At 52.7% G+C, this 18502-nt stretch carries 13 protein-coding genes and 2 pseudogenes; 12 read left to right on the top strand and 3 right to left on the bottom strand.

Going from position 1 to position 18502, the window contains the following annotated elements; translation table 11 throughout:
• Window positions 1-404 precede the first annotated feature (404 nt).
• A complete protein-coding gene (locus LX98_RS06570) occupies window positions 405-2465 on the top strand; it encodes an FAD-dependent oxidoreductase (protein ID WP_496428141.1) in 2061 nt (686 codons plus the stop codon).
• 181 nt (window positions 2466-2646) lie between these two features.
• On the opposite strand, the gene LX98_RS06565 is transcribed toward LX98_RS06570, so the two are convergent.
• The 3 genes from LX98_RS06565 to LX98_RS06555 form a co-directional block, all read right to left on the bottom strand.
• A complete protein-coding gene (locus LX98_RS06565; RefSeq protein ID WP_496428140.1) occupies window positions 2647-3048 on the bottom strand; it encodes a hypothetical protein in 402 nt (133 codons plus the stop codon).
• Between the two features lie 10 nt (window positions 3049-3058).
• Window positions 3059-3613, bottom strand: coding sequence for a hypothetical protein (locus LX98_RS06560; RefSeq protein WP_496428139.1), 555 nt, complete (start codon window positions 3611-3613; stop codon window positions 3059-3061).
• A 200-nt stretch (window positions 3614-3813) separates the two neighbouring features.
• Window positions 3814-4233 carry a 2Fe-2S iron-sulfur cluster-binding protein gene (locus LX98_RS06555; protein WP_496428138.1) on the bottom strand — a complete coding sequence of 140 codons (420 nt, stop codon included), beginning with the start codon at window positions 4231-4233 and terminating at the stop codon, window positions 3814-3816.
• 168 nt (window positions 4234-4401) lie between these two features.
• Between LX98_RS06555 and LX98_RS06550 the strand changes: the two genes are divergently transcribed.
• From LX98_RS06550 to LX98_RS06500, 11 genes and pseudogenes are all read left to right on the top strand, one after another.
• Window positions 4402-4617 (top strand): transposase, encoded by a 216-nt coding sequence (locus LX98_RS06550; protein WP_496428137.1) that lies wholly within the window; start codon window positions 4402-4404, stop codon window positions 4615-4617.
• 294 nt (window positions 4618-4911) lie between these two features.
• Window positions 4912-5646 (top strand): hypothetical protein, encoded by a 735-nt coding sequence (locus tag LX98_RS06545; protein ID WP_496428136.1) that lies wholly within the window; start codon window positions 4912-4914, stop codon window positions 5644-5646.
• A 759-nt stretch (window positions 5647-6405) separates the two neighbouring features.
• Window positions 6406-6901, top strand: a pseudogene (locus tag LX98_RS06540) (lactoylglutathione lyase family protein).
• Between the two features lie 143 nt (window positions 6902-7044).
• Entirely contained in the window at window positions 7045-8205 is a 1161-nt protein-coding gene (locus LX98_RS06535; protein WP_496428135.1) for an IS30 family transposase, read from the top strand.
• A 439-nt stretch (window positions 8206-8644) separates the two neighbouring features.
• Window positions 8645-9007, top strand: a complete 363-nt coding sequence (locus LX98_RS06530; RefSeq protein WP_496428134.1) for a hypothetical protein — start codon at window positions 8645-8647, stop codon at window positions 9005-9007.
• 172 nt (window positions 9008-9179) lie between these two features.
• Window positions 9180-10454: a TolC family protein gene (locus tag LX98_RS06525; RefSeq protein WP_496428133.1), complete on the top strand. Its 1275-nt coding sequence runs from the start codon at window positions 9180-9182 to the stop codon at window positions 10452-10454.
• A 14-nt stretch (window positions 10455-10468) separates the two neighbouring features.
• The gene (locus LX98_RS06520; RefSeq protein ID WP_496428132.1) at window positions 10469-12157 is read left to right on the top strand and encodes a FixH family protein; all 1689 of its coding nucleotides are present in this window, start codon (window positions 10469-10471) and stop codon (window positions 12155-12157) included.
• Between the two features lie 10 nt (window positions 12158-12167).
• Entirely contained in the window at window positions 12168-15290 is a 3123-nt protein-coding gene (locus tag LX98_RS06515) for a CusA/CzcA family heavy metal efflux RND transporter (RefSeq protein ID WP_496428131.1), read from the top strand.
• Window positions 15291-15306: 16 nt separating this feature from the next.
• Window positions 15307-15528, top strand: coding sequence for a hypothetical protein (locus tag LX98_RS06510; RefSeq protein WP_496428130.1), 222 nt, complete (start codon window positions 15307-15309; stop codon window positions 15526-15528).
• Window positions 15529-15609: 81 nt separating this feature from the next.
• A pseudogene (locus tag LX98_RS06505) lies at window positions 15610-17457 on the top strand (copper resistance system multicopper oxidase).
• A complete protein-coding gene (locus LX98_RS06500) occupies window positions 17454-18362 on the top strand; it encodes a copper resistance protein B (RefSeq protein ID WP_496428129.1) in 909 nt (302 codons plus the stop codon). The pseudogene LX98_RS06505 and the gene LX98_RS06500 overlap by 4 nt, the downstream one beginning before the upstream one ends.
• Window positions 18363-18502: the final 140 nt, after the last annotated feature.

Here is an 18502-nt window from a genome sequence, read left to right as displayed (position 1 = left end):
ACGTCGCGATAGTCGTGCATCACCCGGCCTCGCGGCGGCAGGACCGGCAGGCGAGGAGCCGCGGTGAAAGTTTTGTCTGTCCTCTCACACTTTGACCGAGCGTTCATGTGGCCGTGTTTCATGAACATGGTCATCAATGGGAAAATCTAGCTGTTTTGGCGAAGGCCCGGCAAGCTGAAACAGGATCTTCCCTGCCGACAGGTCAGGATGAGAGATTCAGCAAGAGTCTTTCATCTGCCCAACCAGGGAAATTCCCAGTTTTCCTGAAGGGCGATAAGGAGTACAACCATGTTACACTCGGCAGTATCCTGGGCGAACGCAAAAAATTGGCGATGAGAATGGTTCCTGCACAAGACTGACGTGATCGCGACACCTGATCACAGAAAGAAAATTCGATAAGCCGTATGCAAAAAAAATGGGAGGTCGTCATTCTTGGTGGTGGATTTTCCGGCCTGGCGTGCGCCCGTCGACTCGAAAAACTTTGGGGGAAAGACACGGCCAAACGCGTGCTGCTGGTCAGCGCTGAGAACTATTTCGTCTATCAACCCTTTCTTTCGGAAGTGATTGGGGCGGGTATAGAGCCGCGCCATGTCATGAACCCCATTCGATTGGCCTTGCGCCGCTGTACGGTGCAACGCGCCGAGGTCACGAACATTGATTTGGAAAAACGACGAGTCGAATTCAATGCGGATGAGGGAATAAGCCTGGAACCCGTCGAGGCCGAACACCTGGTCATCGCGTTGGGAAGTAGCACCAATCTCCGCGCGATACCGGGCATGATGGAGCACGGGTTATTTCTCAAGACACTGGCTGATGCGCTGGGAATACGGGAACATATTATTAAACGGCTGGAGGAGGCGGATCTTGAACCCCACCCCGATATCCGGCGATCTCTCCTCCATTTCGTGGTCGTCGGTGGTGGATACAGCGGGGTCGAAACGGCTGGTGAAATTCTTGATTTGTTACATGACGCCAGACGGTTTTATCCGTCGTTTGACCCGTCTGAGCTGCGGGTCACCCTGGTGCACTCGGGCGCACATTTACTCCCTGAACTGGGCGAAGACCTCGGGCGTTTTGCACAACGGTTTCTTGAATCTCGGGGAATGACGGTGTTGCTCAACCAACGGGCATCTTCGGTGAGCGCAGGATATATCCGGTTGAACGATGGGACACGCCTTGAATCCCAGAACCCGATTTGTACCATTGGTAATGCGCCGAATCCGGTGCTCAAAGATTTGGCCGCAGAGTATGCCAACGGATGGCTGGTGACGAACGAGTTCCTACGCCTCAGGGGACATACCCATGTCTGGGGCATTGGGGATGGAGCAGCCAATCCCGACGGGTATGGGAATCAATGTCCACCGACGGCCCAATTTGCCATACAACTCGGCCGGCATGCGGCCGAGAACATCGCCTTATCTTCCTCCGGCAAACCTCTTCGTTCATTCCGATACAAAACGCTGGGTCAGATGGCCACGATCGGACATCATAAAGGCGTCTGTTCGATCTTTGGTTTCCAGTTTAGCGGGTTTTTTGCCTGGTGGGTCACACGCACAGTTCATTTGCTGAAATTGCCCGGACTCGACCGCAAACTGCGGGTCATGGTCGATTGGACTTTTGAACTTTTTTTTCCGCCGGATCTCAATTACCTGGATTTGAAAAAAACACAAAAAATTGCGCGCATACATGTGGAACCCGGGGATGTGATATTCCGCCAGGGGGAACGAGGCTCCGCTTTCTATATTGTGGAAGACGGCACACTGGAAGCCACCCGATACGATGGCGACGGGAAAGTGCTGTGGCGTGACGAAGTACTTCCTGGGGATCACTTTGGCGAGGGATCGTTTTTATATGGTATGGTGCGGCGCGTCACCGTCACAGCCAAGACCGGAGCGACCCTCATGGTGTTTAATTCAAAAGAATTCAAATCCTTCGTCGAGAGTTTCCAAACGCTCAGTCAGATCCTTCGTCACACGGCCCAACGACCATCACAAGAAGACGTCCTGGGCGACACACGGTGGACGACGGAACTGCTCTCCTCTCCCGTCGAAGCCGTGATGAAAAAGTCCGCCCCGTGTCTATCCGAAACCGCCACCATCAATGAGGCCATCCTGGCCTTTGGAAATTGTTCGCAAACCTTGTTGCCCATCGTGGATGCGGAAGGAAAAATGACCGGCATTCTGACAAAGACGGATGTCTATCGGGCCATGACCCTCGGCCAGGATTTTGGTGAGTCCGTCGAGACGATCGCCAAACATGAAGTCGCCACACTCCGTGAGGGGCAGACTGTACGGGAAGCCTTACGGGTGTTGTACATGAAAGATGTGAAACAGGCGCCGGTGCTGGATGACCAATTCAGGCCGGTAGGAATTCTCAGTCACCTGGATCTTGCCGAGGCAAGAATTCGCCTCGACCACCGGGCCGCAGGAACTCAGCACGCTTCCTCTGTAGACACACCTGAATAATTAGGGTTCTTCATTTAACAATTGGCAAAATGAAGCCTATCTAGGCTCCTTGGTGAAAAAATTGTTGGCACCTCTCTCTCTGGTGGAAGGACTGATGGCTCTCTGCCATTGAGAGGTGCTATTTGACCCATGCGGGTCCTTGCAGTTTCCTCAAAAACCAACACACTTCGCAGTGGCATCGTTATTCGAAGACCTTTCGCATGAGCACCAGGTTGTCGAGGATCAGATTCGATGACCAGATGAAGTCGGCGTCGGCATTCGGGTCATCGAACACATTGCGAAAATTCATGTAGGCCGGTTTGTTATTGACGCCAACGGTGTCGTTGGTGAAGACGGTTGCATACGGCCAGTCGCTATCATCGAAACCCGCTGCGAACCAGCTAGCAGGAATTTGCCAATGCGCCGCGGAGAATGAACTCCCGTCTCGAACACTTTCCATCGAGCAGGCAGAGCTGTCTCGAACCTGATCACGAACTTTGAGGCAAGAGCGGTCATGGAGTGGTGCAGTGTAAAATGTTTGAGCGCGCCACGTATTGTCGGTGACGGCAACGGTCTGGCCGCTCCCGTCTTTAATCACGGCCACCAACCCGGCGTCACCTGGATGATAGGCATATCCCCTGTTCTGCTCCGAGCCGAGACCCAGCTTTTTCTTCCCAGTCAACGCCCATCACAGCGAGAGAGAACGGCCGGGTCGCTTTAAAGCGAATGACGCTACTGTTAAAGGGCGTGAAGGGAACCGCATCGACCGCGAGGAGTGTGCCGTTGACGTACAACTCAAAATAGTTGTCAGCAAAAAGGTATGCCGTGAAAATATCGCTGCCACCGGCATCGATCACGGGAACCGACTTGAGATCGAGATCTGCCAACCGGTGCAACCGGATCCCGTTACATTCATTGTAAAGATCCGTTGCCTTTGCCGCGCTTTCGAAATGCGTCTTGGCCGGCACGATCCACTCTGTGCCGTCTTTGGCCTTGATCCTTCCGACTGCACTGATGCGCGCATTGGGATCACTGCACGCATAAAGGCCGGGATTGACCGTTTGCGCCAAACCGGTCGTGAAGGATGGCAGCTCTTCTGCCATGACGTCCTGGCCAAAGACGGACGCCCCAAGGGCCACAAAGACAATAAGTAATCTGAAGATTTTCATTGATATCATCCCCGAACCCGGAAAATCGTTGGCATCAGTCACCCGACAAAAAAGGTTTCAAGATTTCGTGAACTCTTATGTAAAAGATCCTATTAGCCGAGTAAATGGAGTTTCAATCGATTATATGTTCACCTGTAAAAAAGATTTACACTGCCTGTCACGAAAACCACTTCTTGCTTGTTTACTATCCATATTCCCCATTAGGAGCCCTGCTTTTCCTTGACAAGATTCTTGTTCCAGGAAGGAATTTCAACAATAAGATCCTTGGTGCCATTCGGAGCGGCTTGGCATCCCAAGCGGGACTTCAACGAGAGGTCAGGTGCCTCATCGAGTTGGTCAAGTTCATCATCCGAAGGTTCATTGCACGTCTCAAGCCCTTCGGTGATCTTCACATGACAGGTGGAACATGCCGCAACCCCGCCGCAGGCATGTTCCATCTCAATATCGGCCCCAAGCGCGATATCCAGAATGCTGCCAGGTAGCCCCGTTGATCCGTAGGGAATCTCCGCCGGATCAATCTGAACAGTGATGAGATTACCTTCCTGTAAGAAGGTCACCTTAAAGGGAGACAGAGGCGCTGCAGCTTCAGGCCTCTCCATGATGACTTTGACCGGACTCACAACTCGTCACTCCGCATGGATGCCTCCCAAAAATGTAGGTATCTCAAAACCACTTCCGCCACGGAACTCAGCTTCTGTCGGCGTAGTGCTGGGAATCCTGATCGACAAAATGGAATCCTATCGTTGCATATATCACACTTAGAGTCGAACCGACTGTAAGGAGATCTTATGGAACGGACAACTGAGGAAAACCCTCGCCAGCACACGCAAGCGGTCCGACCACGGCTCTCTGCGCTCTTGTCTCAGAAACACATGCCGAAGCAGAGCCTCGCGGAGGCCCATCGCCCCCATGGATATCAGATGCGGAAAATGGCGGACCACTTGGGCCTCCATTATTCCACGGTGAGTCGATGGATACGACAGGCGGAAGAAGAGTGTGCATGATTACAAGATCTGACCCAAAATCCGTAAGGCCCGCTGGCCCCTTGACTGTGGTTCAGCTACTTTATCCCTTTCCCTTGCTTATTCATTAGCGTTTTGAAGCTTCCTTCCTGCTGCACCCATAATCTCAATCTTTCATACGATTTGCGGCTTTGGAAGATACAAAAATAAGGACTCAGGGCATAAGAGGGCGGAAGGTTTCTAGTCCATGGGAACGCCGGTCAAGTTTGAGCAGAATACCTCCGAGAGGAAAGAAATCTATTTATGGGCTTATGCCTTTTTTCAGGAGACCTGAGGATGGATGTTAGGACCTTTCGCTCTAAAGTAATAAAGCTTAGTTCCTTCATGTTGATCATCATTTTGGGGTTTCCCTTTATCCTCTATGGCCTGGTGAAGCTCACCTCGTGTGGAGGTGGCGATGCCTGTGGGGCAATAGCATTCATGGGTGGTATGATTCTCCGCCCGCTCGCATTGGGAGTCTTTGTGATTGGTGTGGGAAAGGCCATTTCTCAACGATGTCGACATGCGCGGCTCTCCCGAGTCTGGATGATAATGGCACTCCTATGGATGATTGGGAGTTCCAGTTTTTTGTTGGGAGCCCAAAACCATTGGGGCGCAAACTTTGGAATGGGGCTGTTGGCAATTCGTCCCCCTGTTCTTCTTCTCTTACTGACGGCTTTCACCGTTTTTTTGTCGTTCTATCACGGACAGGAGTCAGGCAATGTGGAAGGGAACGACGTGCGAGTGGCTTGGTTACTTGCATGGGTTTCTACAGGGTTGGCGATCTTTCTGAATCTTCCAGCAGTCAAAGAGCCCTTTGTCATGCTCTTGCTTCTATTCGATGCACTTCCCCTGCAAAATATCGTAACTTTTAATAAAGCCTTCCACACCTTCATACGTCTTGATCCCTCTATTCACCTCGCCTTATCATGGATCGCTCCTGCCACTTTTAGCCTCGGCTTACTGTATATTTATATCCGGTCACGCCAACAGCTCATACCCGAAACGAACGGATTGGGATTCCAAAAATAGCTAAACTCTCATTTTCCCTGATTCTCTCTCAAGGGAAAAAAGATCCTGATTTGGATTTGAGGTCAGGTCGTGCAATTCGATAGGATCGCCATCCAGACTCTTCCAAGGGCCTGGCCTCTTCGACTCCAATATGCTCATGCCCTGTATCACGTGACCAGTCGGGGCAATGCCCAACAAGCCATTTTCAAAACAGGGCCGACCGCCAGGCCTTTCTCAATGGCCTCGCCCAAGGGGTGGATCGGTTTGGTGGCGCTGTCATGCCTACTGCCTGATGAACAACCACTACCATTTGCTGGTCGAGACACCTTCACCGAATTTGTCTCAAGGCATGCGTCAACTGAATGGCCCGTACACCCATGGGTTCAATCGACGGCTATGTGGTCTTGAATCCAGCCGCGCGCCGTTGGTGGATCAACCCGACGCCTGAGTGTGGAGCAACTACCGCGCGACGGCAGGGTTGAGACTTGCCATCTTTCCTAGACATAGCCTGAACGTAGGAGCAGTTTGGTTTTCGGCCCACCACCGCCCAACGCCGGTATCAAATGTTTGTGGCTGAAGGGTTAGGACAACCAGGTCCGTGGGAACGCCTGCGAGGGGTCTCTGATAAATATTATATCAATTCAAAATTGTTTAGTTATTCAAATTGCAATGATACTTGAATGTAAAAAATGTTTGAGTCTGCATTTCTTGCATGTATAGGGTAAACCTATACACAAATACTCTTATATAAAAATTTAAGATTCATTAAGGAGAAATGCTATGAGGAACTATCCAAGAACATTTTCGCATATTGGAATTTCCGTTCCCGATATAGAGAAGGCCGTTGAGTTTTATAGCAAGGTTATGGATTGGTACCTAATCATGAAACCAACCGTTATCAACGAGGAGTCGGATACACCAATAGGACAAATGTGTGTTGATGTATTTGGAACTGGATGGGGCTCATTCAAAATCGCTCATATGTCTACAGGTGATAAAATTGGGATAGAAATGTTCGAGTTTAAAAACAACGAAAAGCCTAAAGATTTCGAATACTGGAAGACCAGTACAATTCATTTTTGTGTCCAGGATCCTGACGTAGAGGGACTTGTAGAAAAAATAGTTGCTAATGGTGGTAAGCAGAGAATGCCAATTCGAGAGTATTATCCTGGTGAAAAGCCATACAGGAATGGTTTATGTAGAAGACCCATTCGGTCTCATATTTGAAATCTACTCACATAGCTATGAGCTTACTTATTCGCAGGGAGCATATTAAAAGTTAACAAAGCGATTTAATGGAAATAATTACGACTGCGTTACTGATCTACAGTTGTTCTCCATCAAAATGTCCGCTTATGGCTGTGAGTTCAATTGATCAACGCAACACTTTATCTTACCTTCTAGAGATGGAGTGTGGCGATGAAACAACGAACCCGAATCTATTATAGCGCGGAACAACGGGCGGACATTTGGAATCGATGGCAGCGTGGCGAATCCATGAGGTCGATTGGCCGCCTCTTTGAGCGGCAGTCCTCCTCAATTTATTCTATTCTTGAGCCCAGCGGTGGTATTCGTCCTCCCAAGAGAACACGATCACGATTCGCCCTGAGCCTATCGGAACGCGAAGAGATTTCCCGTGGGTTAGCCAGCCATCAGTCGATTCGCTCTATTGCTCTTCGATTGGAACGCCCTCCCTCAACGATCAGTCGTGAAATCCATCGCAATGGGGGGTATGATGGCTATCGAGCGTCGGCGGCAGACCAAGCCACCTGGGATCGAGCGCACCGGCCCAAACAGTGCAAGCTTGCTCAGCATCGCTCCTTAGCTAAGGTCGTCGCGGCCAAGCTCAACCAGCAGTGGTCGCCCCAGCAAATCGCCGGGTGGTTGAAGAGACAATACCCTGCGAGAGAACACGAACGCGTGTCCCACGAAACCATCTATCGCAGCCTGTTTATTCAGGCGAGAGGCGTCTTGAAAAAGGAGCTGCAGGCCTGTCTCCGAACCAAACGAGCCATTCGCCGATCGGGGGCTTCAAGTCTGAAGCGACAAGGCCTGGGGAAAATCACGCATGCCATCTCGATTCGTGAACGGCCCGCCTCTGTCGAAGATCGTGCAGTCCCCGGGCATTGGGAAGGCGATCTCATTGGCGGAACCCACAACAGCTATATTGCGACGTTGGTCGAACGCCAGTCACGATATGTTATGTTGGCCAAAATAGAAAAGAAGAATGCGGAAACTGTGGCGGCGGCTCTTATTAAGCATGCCCAGCGCCTCCCCACCGAGCTGTATCAATCCTTGACGTGGGACCGAGGCACCGAGATGGCGAATCATCGCCAATTCACTCTCGCGACCGATATTGCGGTGTACTTTTGTGACCCAAAGAGCCCATGGCAGCGTGGATCCAATGAGAATACGAACCGCCTGCTCAGGCAGTACTTTCCCAAAGGAACTGATTTATCCCTGTATACGCAAGCTCAGCTGAATAAAGTGGCTCAGCAGTTGAACGAACGCCCGAGAAAAACATTAGAATACGAAACCCCAGCGGAGAAATTTCAGGCCTGTGTTGCAGCGACCAGTTGAACTCACCGCCGAAAGCGGACATTAAAACGCGACCCGATCTGAAACTGACTTTAGGATCATCGGATGGCGACTATTCAGTTAATCTCTTCCATCCAATCCGAAACAGTAATGTGGTTGGGGAAAGGTTCCAGTTACAAGGCCCTAGAAATATTGTCTTTCTTTACCAGAGACCCACTCAGCTGCTCTGTCACGTCTTCATCCAGAAGAGCCTTCCGTTTCCCTGATCCTGAATCCAAGTTCGGTCAGTAATTACCCGCTTATTTGCTTCTCAAGGTTATTCGATGAAAACTTCAGCCATCGTCTTCTAGAAAGAAGGCATCAGAAATGGGGTTACGACCTTTCGCCCCCATTGGTTCATAGTGGACCGACCAGCATACCCAACGGCTGCTGGCTAGAATCGCTATTTACTGAGAAGAATTTTAGGAGTAGGATAATCCTCATGAGATCCTTCCCGAAATTGTTAGCCCTCTTCCTGATTGGTCTGTTCCTCGCGTTCAGCTTTAACGCCTATGCCTGCGTGGTGCCGGTCTTTGCCAAAATGCCGGTGGCTCAAGTGAGTGATTGCACCATGCCGGGAGAAGAGCCTGTTGCTCAGTTCTGTGACGGATTTAAAACCCTCGCGGTTCAATCGAGTCTCGATACTCCTTCTAACAGCCAGGCTCATGCCCCCCCCTTCATTGGCGAAATGGCCCTGCTTCTTCCTGACCTTGTCCCCTCCAGAACATTCATCTTTCCGCCCGGTACCGGCCATGTGGCCGTGCCCAAAGATCTTCTCGTGCTCATCTCGGTTTTCCGTATTTGATCCCCTCCCCGTTTCTCCGTTCATCACCAATTTCATGAATTCACGACCTCACTGATCCCGGTCTGACCTTTTCAGGCCTGATCGACAGGACCTTTTCTCCTCCCTTGCTTCGTTGGGTACGAGGCAGAACCGGGGAGAAGTCCATGGTCGTTACATACAAGCGGAGTCAACCATGCAACAGATTATTTCAAGATACGTGGTGATAGTGGCATTCGGTATGGTATGGCTTGGTCCGGCAGGTCCACTCCCGGCTCAACCAACCGGCACGACTGAACCGGCCTTGGAACTCGTGCCACTGATCCAGGAAGGGATTCAACAGAATCCTGAGATCGCGGCGACACACGAGCAGGTCCTGGCCATGAAGGAGCGCGCCCCTCAGGTGGGAGCCCTGGCCGACCCCGAATTAAAGGTTCAGTTGTGGAATACGCCTGACTCGCTGAATGTCACCAAAACGCAAACGGTTATCTACGGGGTGGCGCAACAATTCCCCTTCCCGGGGTTGCTTTCGAAGAAAGCCGAGGTGGCGACACGGGAAGCCGACCAGGCGGAACAACGCGTGGCCGCCAAAGTTCGCGAGATTACCGCTGCGGTCAAGACGGCATTTTTTGAGCTGTTGTTCGCCCACAAAGCCATTGAGGTCCATCATGAACAGCAAAAATTACTCAGGCAGTTCTTTGATATTGCCAATGCCAAATACGGAGTGGGAACCCGAACACAGGTAGATGTCCTGCGAGCTCAAGTAGAGCTTTCCAAAATTTTCCAACAATTACCCGTCCTCAATCAACAACGGGAAACCGCTCAAGCTCATCTCAATACCATTCTGAATCGTGATCCCCATGCTCCTCTTGGAATTCCACGAGCCCCACATCCTCAACCGCTGACACGCTCGCTTGAAGAACTCCAGGAGCGCGCGCTTCGGCTCCGCCCGGAACTTCAAGAAGCTGATCTGGCGGTGACGCGATTTCAGTCGGCCACGCAACTGGCCAAATTGCAGTACTACCCTCACCTTCGGGTGGAACTCCAGCGCTGGCAAAATTACCAAACTGACGACGGATTCGGAGGGAATGTGATGGTGAACATTCCCTTCGCGTTCTGGACCAAACCGAAATATGACGCCGGTGTACGGGAGGCCGCGGCGCAGGTTAGATCCGCGCAAGCCAAGCAACAGACTCTTGTCACACTCACCCGCTTTCAGGTCAAGGATCTGGTGGTGCAAATTCAGGCCACGCAAGAAGTTCTGGAACTCTATCGCACCACCGTTCTTCCGCAGGCACAGCAGGTTCTCCAAGCCGCTCATGCGGGCTATCGGACAGATCGCACGGATTTTTTGGATCTGATCGATGCGGAACGCGCGCTCATCACCTTTCGGCTTGAATATATCCGGGCGCTCGTGGACCGGGAACAGCAAGTCGCACAACTTGAACGCGTGCTCGGCGCGGACTTGTAAGAAGGAGACGCACGATGCTCACGCACACATCACGACCACGCAGGATCATCCTCGGATTATTGCTCTGTATGCTTGTGGCAGGCCTGTTCTTTTTTAAAGAATCCTGGTGGCCCCTCTTCCACTCAGCGGGAATGATTACGAACGAGGGGAGGCATACCGAACCACCCATGCCGGACATGAAAGCCATGAGCGACCATTTCTCCATGGAGATGGAACCCCGCCAGGCCTATGCCATGGTGACTCCGGCACGGCAACAACTAATTGGCGTGACCACAGCCCTGGTCAGCATGCGGCCACTCCAGACGATGATCCGTGCCGTGGGGAAGGTGGACTATGACGAACAACGTCTCACCCATATCAATCTTCGCATTTCAGGTTGGGTGGAGGATCTCTTTGTGGATACCACAGGCCAACTTGTTCAAAAAGGTCAGCCCTTGTTCACGCTCTACAGCCAGGAACTCGTGTCGGCGCAGGAAGAATATCTGCTTGCGATGAAGGCCAACGCGCAGATTCAAAATAGCCCTCTTCTCGAAACCCGGCATCAGACGGCGCAAATGGTCCAGTCCGCGCGCGACCGTCTCCGACATTGGACGTTGACGGATGCGCAGATCGATGAGTTAGCGCGCCGGGGCAAGCCGCAGACCTATGTCAAAATCTATTCCCCTGTCGACGGGTACGTAATTGACAAGAAGGTGTTTAAAGGCACGTTGGTGAAACCCGAGATGACCCTCTATGCGATTGCCGACCTTTCTACCGTGTGGGTGCAAGCGGAAGTGTTTGAGTATGAAATGCCCTTCGTCCAAGTGGGGCAAGAGGGAATCCTGACCCTGGCCGCCCATCCCGGAGAAACCTTTCAAGGAGAGATTACCTTTATCTATCCCTACCTCAACCAGAAGACCCGCACCAATACCGTTCGGCTGGTGTTCAAGAATCCGAAGTTGCGACTGAAACCGGACATGTATGGGACCGTTCAAATTCAGGTGAATCGCGGAAGCAAGCTTGTGGTTCCTGAAGAAGCGGTGCTCGATTCCGGTACCCGACAGGTCGTCTATGTGCTCAGGGGAGAGGGGATGTTTGAACCACGGCAAGTCACCCTTGGCCCGAAAGTTGGAGGTGACTATGAAATCGTCGAGGGCCTGGCTCTGGACGAGCGGATCGCCACCTCCGGCACGTTTCTCCTGGATTCGGAAAGCAAGCTCATGGCGAGTTCGAACATGATGGGCACGCTCGGGATGGGAGGTATCAAAATGGAGCAGGCGCACATGGGCAAGATGGATATGGACATGGGTGTGGACAAGGCCATGACAGGATCAGGAATGGCGCCGGCGAACAAGTCACGTGCAGGAACGAGTAAGAAGAGCGCCGGTGATCTCACGCTGGACTTTTCAACCAATCCTTCACCCGTCCGCATAGGGGAAAACCGTATTCAGGTGACCGTCTCCAATCAACAGGGCAAACCGGTCTCCACTGCGCAGGTTCAACTTACCTTCACCATGCCGATGCCGGGCATGCTCCCAGCGACGGTTCCGATGACAGCAAGAGCGGAAGGCACGTATGAAGCCAACGTCAATCTTGGGATGGCAGGCCAATGGGATCTGACGATCCTGATTCAACGTGCAGGGCAGCCCGATATTCAGGAAACGTTTTCGGTGATTCCCGGAGGCGGAGGAATGTCCGGGATGCCGGGAATGTCCGGAATGTGAGTGATCCAACATGATTGAACGAATCATTGGCTGGAGTGCGCGTAACGGCTTTTTGGTCGGAATCCCTACCCTTTTCCTGATGGGTTGGGGAATCTGGGCGGTCTATCACACGCCCCTGGATGCCCTGCCCGATCTATCCGATGTGCAAGTGATCGTCTTTACGGAGTGGCCTGGCCGAAGCCCGGATTTGATTGAGGATCAAATCACCTATCCTATTGTCACCTCGATGTTAAGCGCTCCACGCATCAAATATGTTCGAGGACAATCGTTTTTGGGTTTGTCCTTTGTCTACATTGTGTTTCAAGACGGAACCGACATGTATTGGGCCCGAAGCCGTGTGGTGGAATACATGCAGGGGCTGGTGGGAAAACTACCGGAAGGGATCTCTCCAACGTTAGGTCCGGATGCGACAGGGGTCGGGTGGGTCTTTCAATATGCCCTGGTTGACGAAAGCGGTACCCATAGCATGGCCGATCTTCGCTCGTTTCAAGATTGGTATTTGCGCTATTGGCTGCAAAGTATGCCCGGCGTGGCGGAAGTGGCGACCATCGGCGGGTTCGTGAAACAGTATCAAATCCAAGTCGATCCCGTGAAATTACAGGGATATGGTATCGGCCTTCCCCAGGTCATTCAGGCTGTCCGACGCAGTAACAATGAAGTAGGAGGACGGGTCATTGAGGCCAGTGAACGGGAATATATGGTACGAGGCCGCGGATACATCCAATCGCTTGACGATCTTCGAACCATACCTATCGGAACGGACGGAAAGGGGACGCCCATTACCGTCCACGATGTCGCGACCGTGGCGTTCGGTCCGGATCTCAGACGTGGCATTGCTGAATTGAATGGACAGGGAGAAACCGTCGGTGGCATCGTCGTCATGCGCTACGGCGAAAATGCGCTTGACGTCATTCAACGGGTCAAAGAACAAATAGCCACCATCACGCCCTCCATTCCCGAAGGCATCCGTATTGTTCCGGTGTATGATCGCTCGGAATTAATTCTTCGGGCCATCGCCACGCTCAAAGAAAAAGTCATTGAAATCACCATCGTCGTCAGCGTAATTAGCCTCCTCTTCTTATTTCACTTCCGCTCCGCGCTGGTTCCCGTCCTCTTACTGCCCGTCGCGATTCTCTTGTCGTTTATTGCGATGTATTATCTGGGCGTTTCCTCGAACGTCATGTCACTCTCCGGGATTGCCATCGCCATCGGGACCATGGTCGATGCGGTCATTGTCATGGTGGAAAATGCTCATCGTCGGTTGGAGGAGTGGGATTCCCGAGGACGTCCAGGCTCACGGGATGACGTCATCATTCAAGCCGCCCGGGAAGTCGGCAAACCCCTCTTCTTTTCATTGCTCATCATCACCGTCTCGTTTCTGCCCATATTTACCTTAGAAGCGCAGGAAGGCCGTCTGTTCAAGCCGCTGGCGTACACCAAAACATTCGCCATGTTCTTTGCGGCGCTGCTGTCCATCGGGCTGGCTCCCCTCTTGATGAAATGGTTTATTCGCGGCCGGATAATGGCTGAACGACGAAACCCGTTGAACCGCTTTCTGGTATGGATCTATACCCCTCTTCTGATAGGTGTTCTGAAGGTCCGCTGGCTGGTCGTCGGCTTGGCAATAATCGGAATGATCGTCGTCATTCCCGTCTACCAACAGCTGGGCTCTGAATTTATGCCGCCCCTGAACGAAGGCACGATTTTGTATATGCCCACCAGCATACCGGGCATGTCCATCCAACAAGCCTCCACCATCCTTCAAACGCAAGACCGGTTGTTAAAAGAATTCCCGGAAGTGGATCAAGTGATGGGTAAAATGGGGCGGGCGCGCACCGCAACCGATCCGGCACCCTTACATATGGGCGAGACCATCGTGACCCTGAAGCCTCAAGAAGACTGGCGGCCGGGTATGACCTGGGACAAGCTTATTGCCGAAATGGACCAAAAGGTGAACTTTCCGGGCATGCCGAATATTTGGTGGATGCCGATTCAAACACGAACCGAAATGCTCGCCACCGGCATTCGCAGCAGTTTAGGGGTTCGAATTCTGGGGCCCAAATTAGAAGAACTGGAACGCATCGGGCTACACATTGAAAGTCTGCTTCACACACTCCAGGGAACCCGGAGTGCCTACGCCGAACGGGTCACGGGGGGGTACTATGTCGATATCGACGTGAACCGCACCGCCGCTGCCCGTTATGGCCTCACCGTTGGAGACGTGCAGGATGTCATTGAATCCGCTATTGGCGGGAAGAATATTGCATGGACCGTGGAAGGGCGGGAACGCTATCCGATAAATGTTCGATACCCACGGGATCTGCGACAGGATGTGGAAGCGCTCAAGCGCGTCCTTGTCAGCACGCCACACGGCGAACAGATCCCTCTCGCGCAACTTTCTCACATCTCCACCACCACCGGGCCGCCTTCTGTGCGAGATGAGAATGGATCGTTAGCGAGTATGGTGTTTGTCGATATTGCAGGCGAGGATCTCGGCACCTATGTCCACAAAGCCAAAGCCCTGGTTCAGAAGCACGTCACCCTTCCACCCGGGTATACGTTACAATGGGCCGGTCAATACCAGTATCTGGAGCGGGCACAGGAAAAACTCAAGATTGTGATTCCCCTCACGCTGTTGCTTATATTCCTCCTCCTGTATCTCAACTTTCAGTCCGTCCCCCGATGTCTGCTGGTATTGCTATCGGTCCCGTTCTCGTTGGTCGGGGCCATCTGGTATGTGGATTTTCTGAACTATCCTCTCAGCATTGCCGTATGGGTCGGACTGATCGCCTTGGCAGGAGTGGCCGCAGAAACCGGCGTGATCATGGTGATGTTTTTGGACGAGGCTTGTGCCCGCCGCCAATGGGAGAATCGACTGCACTCCTTGGCAGACCTTCGTGACGCTATCATCGAAGGTGCCGTCTTACGAGTCCGCCCAAAAATCATGACCGCCTCGGCCATCATTCTGGGTTTGCTCCCCATTATGTGGTCACAAGGAACGGGTGCGGATGTCATGAAACGCATCGCGGCGCCGATGATCGGCGGAATGGTCACGGCGACGGTGCTCACCTTATTGGTCATCCCCGTCATCTATTTCATCTGGCGTCAACGGCAATTACAATTAAATCAATGAAAAGTACGAGGAGGAAGTGAAGATTCAGCCAACGTTGGCAGAGGCCCATTACAACCTGGGGATGGCCCTCTACAATAAAGGTCCTGTTTCGGCCGTACATCCCCATTTTATCGAAGCGGCCGATTTGGCTCCAGGGCATCCCGTCATTTGGAATGCTCCACCGTTCAGAAAATATGGCACGGTTGAGTCAAGCACACCAACATCGGCATCAGATGGTCATTTTGAACATCAGCATTGATCCGCGCCAAACATCTTTGGTATGCCCGGATATCATGAAAGATCACGCATGAGCATCAACAAGGATAGTCATGACACTCGAATGACGCGGCGCTCGTTATTGAAAGGGGTCGGTGCGCTGGGAATCATGGCGGCTTTGGGTCGCCTCCTTCCTTCCTATGTTCTGGCCGGCACAACCAAGGCAGAAGCGGGATATCCTTCAGAACTGCGCGGAAAGACCATCGATTTACGCATTGCCGAATCTCCGTTTCAAATCGGAGAGTTGACCGGAATGGCCAAGACCATCAACGGCACGTTACCCGGTCCTTTAATTCGTTTGAAGGAAGGTGACTAGGTGACACTCAATGTCACGAACCGGTTAATGGAAGATACCTCCATCCACTGGCATGGATTGCTTCTTCCCCCGGACATGGACGGGGTGCCGGGCGTCAGTTTCGGCGGCATCAAGCCGGCCTCGACCTTCAGCTACCGGTACCCCATCCGGCAAAGCGGAACCTATTGGTACCACAGTCATTCCGGCTTCCAGGAACAATCGGGTGTTTACGGACCGCTCATCATCGATCCGATCGAGCCGGAGCCGTTTCACTACGATCGGGATTATGTTGTGGTGCTCTCGGATTGGACCTTCGAGTCGCCGGAATCGGTTTTTGCCAATCTCAAAAAGCAAAGTGACTACTATAATTTCCAGAAGCGCGACGCCCCCGAGTTCTTTTCCGATGTGTCACGAATGGGATTGGGGCCGGCATTGCAGAACTTTCTGATGTGGGACCGGATGCGGATGGACCCCACGGACTTCGCGGACGTCACCGGGTATACCTATACCTATTTAATGAATGGAATGGCACCTGACCAAAATTGGACCGGATTGTTTCGGCCCGGTGAACGGGTGCGATTGCGCTTCATCGCCGCCACCGCCATGACCTTTTATGACGTGCGCCTGCCGGGACTCACCGTGACTGTCGTTCAGGCGGACGGACAAAATGTGCAGCCTGTGGCGGTGGATGAATTACGTATCGGCCCAGCAGAAACCTACGATGTGATCGTCCAACCCACTGAGGAGCGACCCTACACCATTTTTGCCGAAACGCTTGATCGAAGCGGCTACGCGCGCGGCACACTGGCTCCGCGCCCAGGAATGGTCGCCCCCCTCCCCGATCGTCGTCCGCGGCCTCTCCGGACCATGGCTGCCATGGGCATGGGCATGCAAATGGACGGCATGGACATGGCCGACATGAGCGAACATGATCAGCACGTCGGGACACACAAGGCGCCTGCGGGAATGGACAAGTCCAAAAAACACACCACGGAACATATGCATAACAAGCACGACATCTCAGACCTTCCCCCGGATGAATCGCGCCATTCGATGATTCCCGGCAGCACGCCTGTCAAACACGCTCCCGGTCATCATGGTTCCGGCAATCAATCCGTCGCCGAATACTCGCGTCAACAGCTCGATGAGCCTGGCATTGGGCTGGAGAATACCGGTACACGGGTGCTGGTCTACACCGATTTGAAAAGCCTTTCGCCCTATCCCGACCAGCGGGGGCCTGGGCGCGAAATTGAGCTCCACCTTACGGGCCACATGGAACGTTACATGTGGTCATTCGACGGCAAAAAATATTCAGAAGCCAAAGAACCCATTTTCTTTCGTCACGGCGAACGTCTCCGCTTCACCTTCGTCAACGATACGATGATGGAGCATCCCCTGCATTTGCACGGGATGTGGATGCACCTGGAGAACGGAGCGGGTGCCTTTCTGCCGCGCAAACACACCGTCATCGTGAAACCGGCCGAGCGAGTCTCCGTCGCGATCACGGCTGACGCCCCGGGACGTTGGGCGTTTCACTGCCACCTCCTCATGCATATGGAAGCGGGCATGTTCCGCGTCGTTGAGGTTTCCGGCGAGGAACCTTCGGTGGGTTCATGAGGACATCTGTTCGATGCCTCCTTTCACTCACGGTCATCAGTCTCCTTATTTGGGATTTCCATTCGTCAGGTATCTTTGCCCAACCCATCCCCGACGAATCAACCTCCGCGCATGAACACACTCACCACCCCCAAACGATACAGCCGGAAGTCCAGATTGACACCCGATCCGGGGTATTCCGAGAAATGTCCGACACGGGATCACCTGTATCCAAAGAAGCGGACTGGCCCAGTCCTGTCATGGATGAGCAGCGCCACGCTTTTTTCCTCGCCGACGTTCTTGAATACCGGCCGAACATTGGCGGGGACGGAAGTAACGACGACTACCGGTGGGACATCGAGGGCTGGTACGGCGGTGACTACAATCGAATCTGGTTCAAAAGTGAGGGCCAGCGGGACACGGCCTTTAAGGCCGACTACGACATCGATTCACAACTCCTCTTCGGTCGCTTCATTCAGCAGTATTACGATTTACAAGTAGGGGGGCGCGTCGAAACACAATCCTATCGGGGACGGAATGTCACGCGAGGACTGGCGGTGATCGGACTACAAGGTCTCGTCCCGTATAACTATGAAATTCAGCCCGCCTTCTTCATTAGTCAACATGGGGACCTGTCCGCACGATTGACCGCGACCAAAGATCTCTCCCTCACGCAACGGCTGATCCTCCAGCCTCGCTTTGAGACGAATGCCGCGATTCAACGTGTTCGAAAATTCACAACGGGTTCAGGACTGAATAACCTTGAATTGGGGTTTCGGCTGCGTTATGAAATCCGACGGGAATTTGCCCCCTACGTGGGAATATCCTTGGACAAAAGTTTTGGAGATACCGCCTCGCTTGTGCGGCAAGAAGGAGGAAATCCAAGTCAGATTCGCTTCGTGGTGGGCGTAAGGCTCTGGTTTTAAGAAAATCTATCCCGCGATATCCGCCCGCAAATGATTGTGTAGCTGGAGCTTTTCTTCTCCAAAAGTACACAACATCTACAGCCTCGCCATCACATCATTCAAGGGTTATCGACAGTTTTCTTCGGGAAGTCACCCAGTTA

The sequence above is a fragment of the Nitrospira marina genome (assembly GCF_059568365.1).
This window is presented reverse-complemented; position numbering and strand designations above follow the sequence as displayed.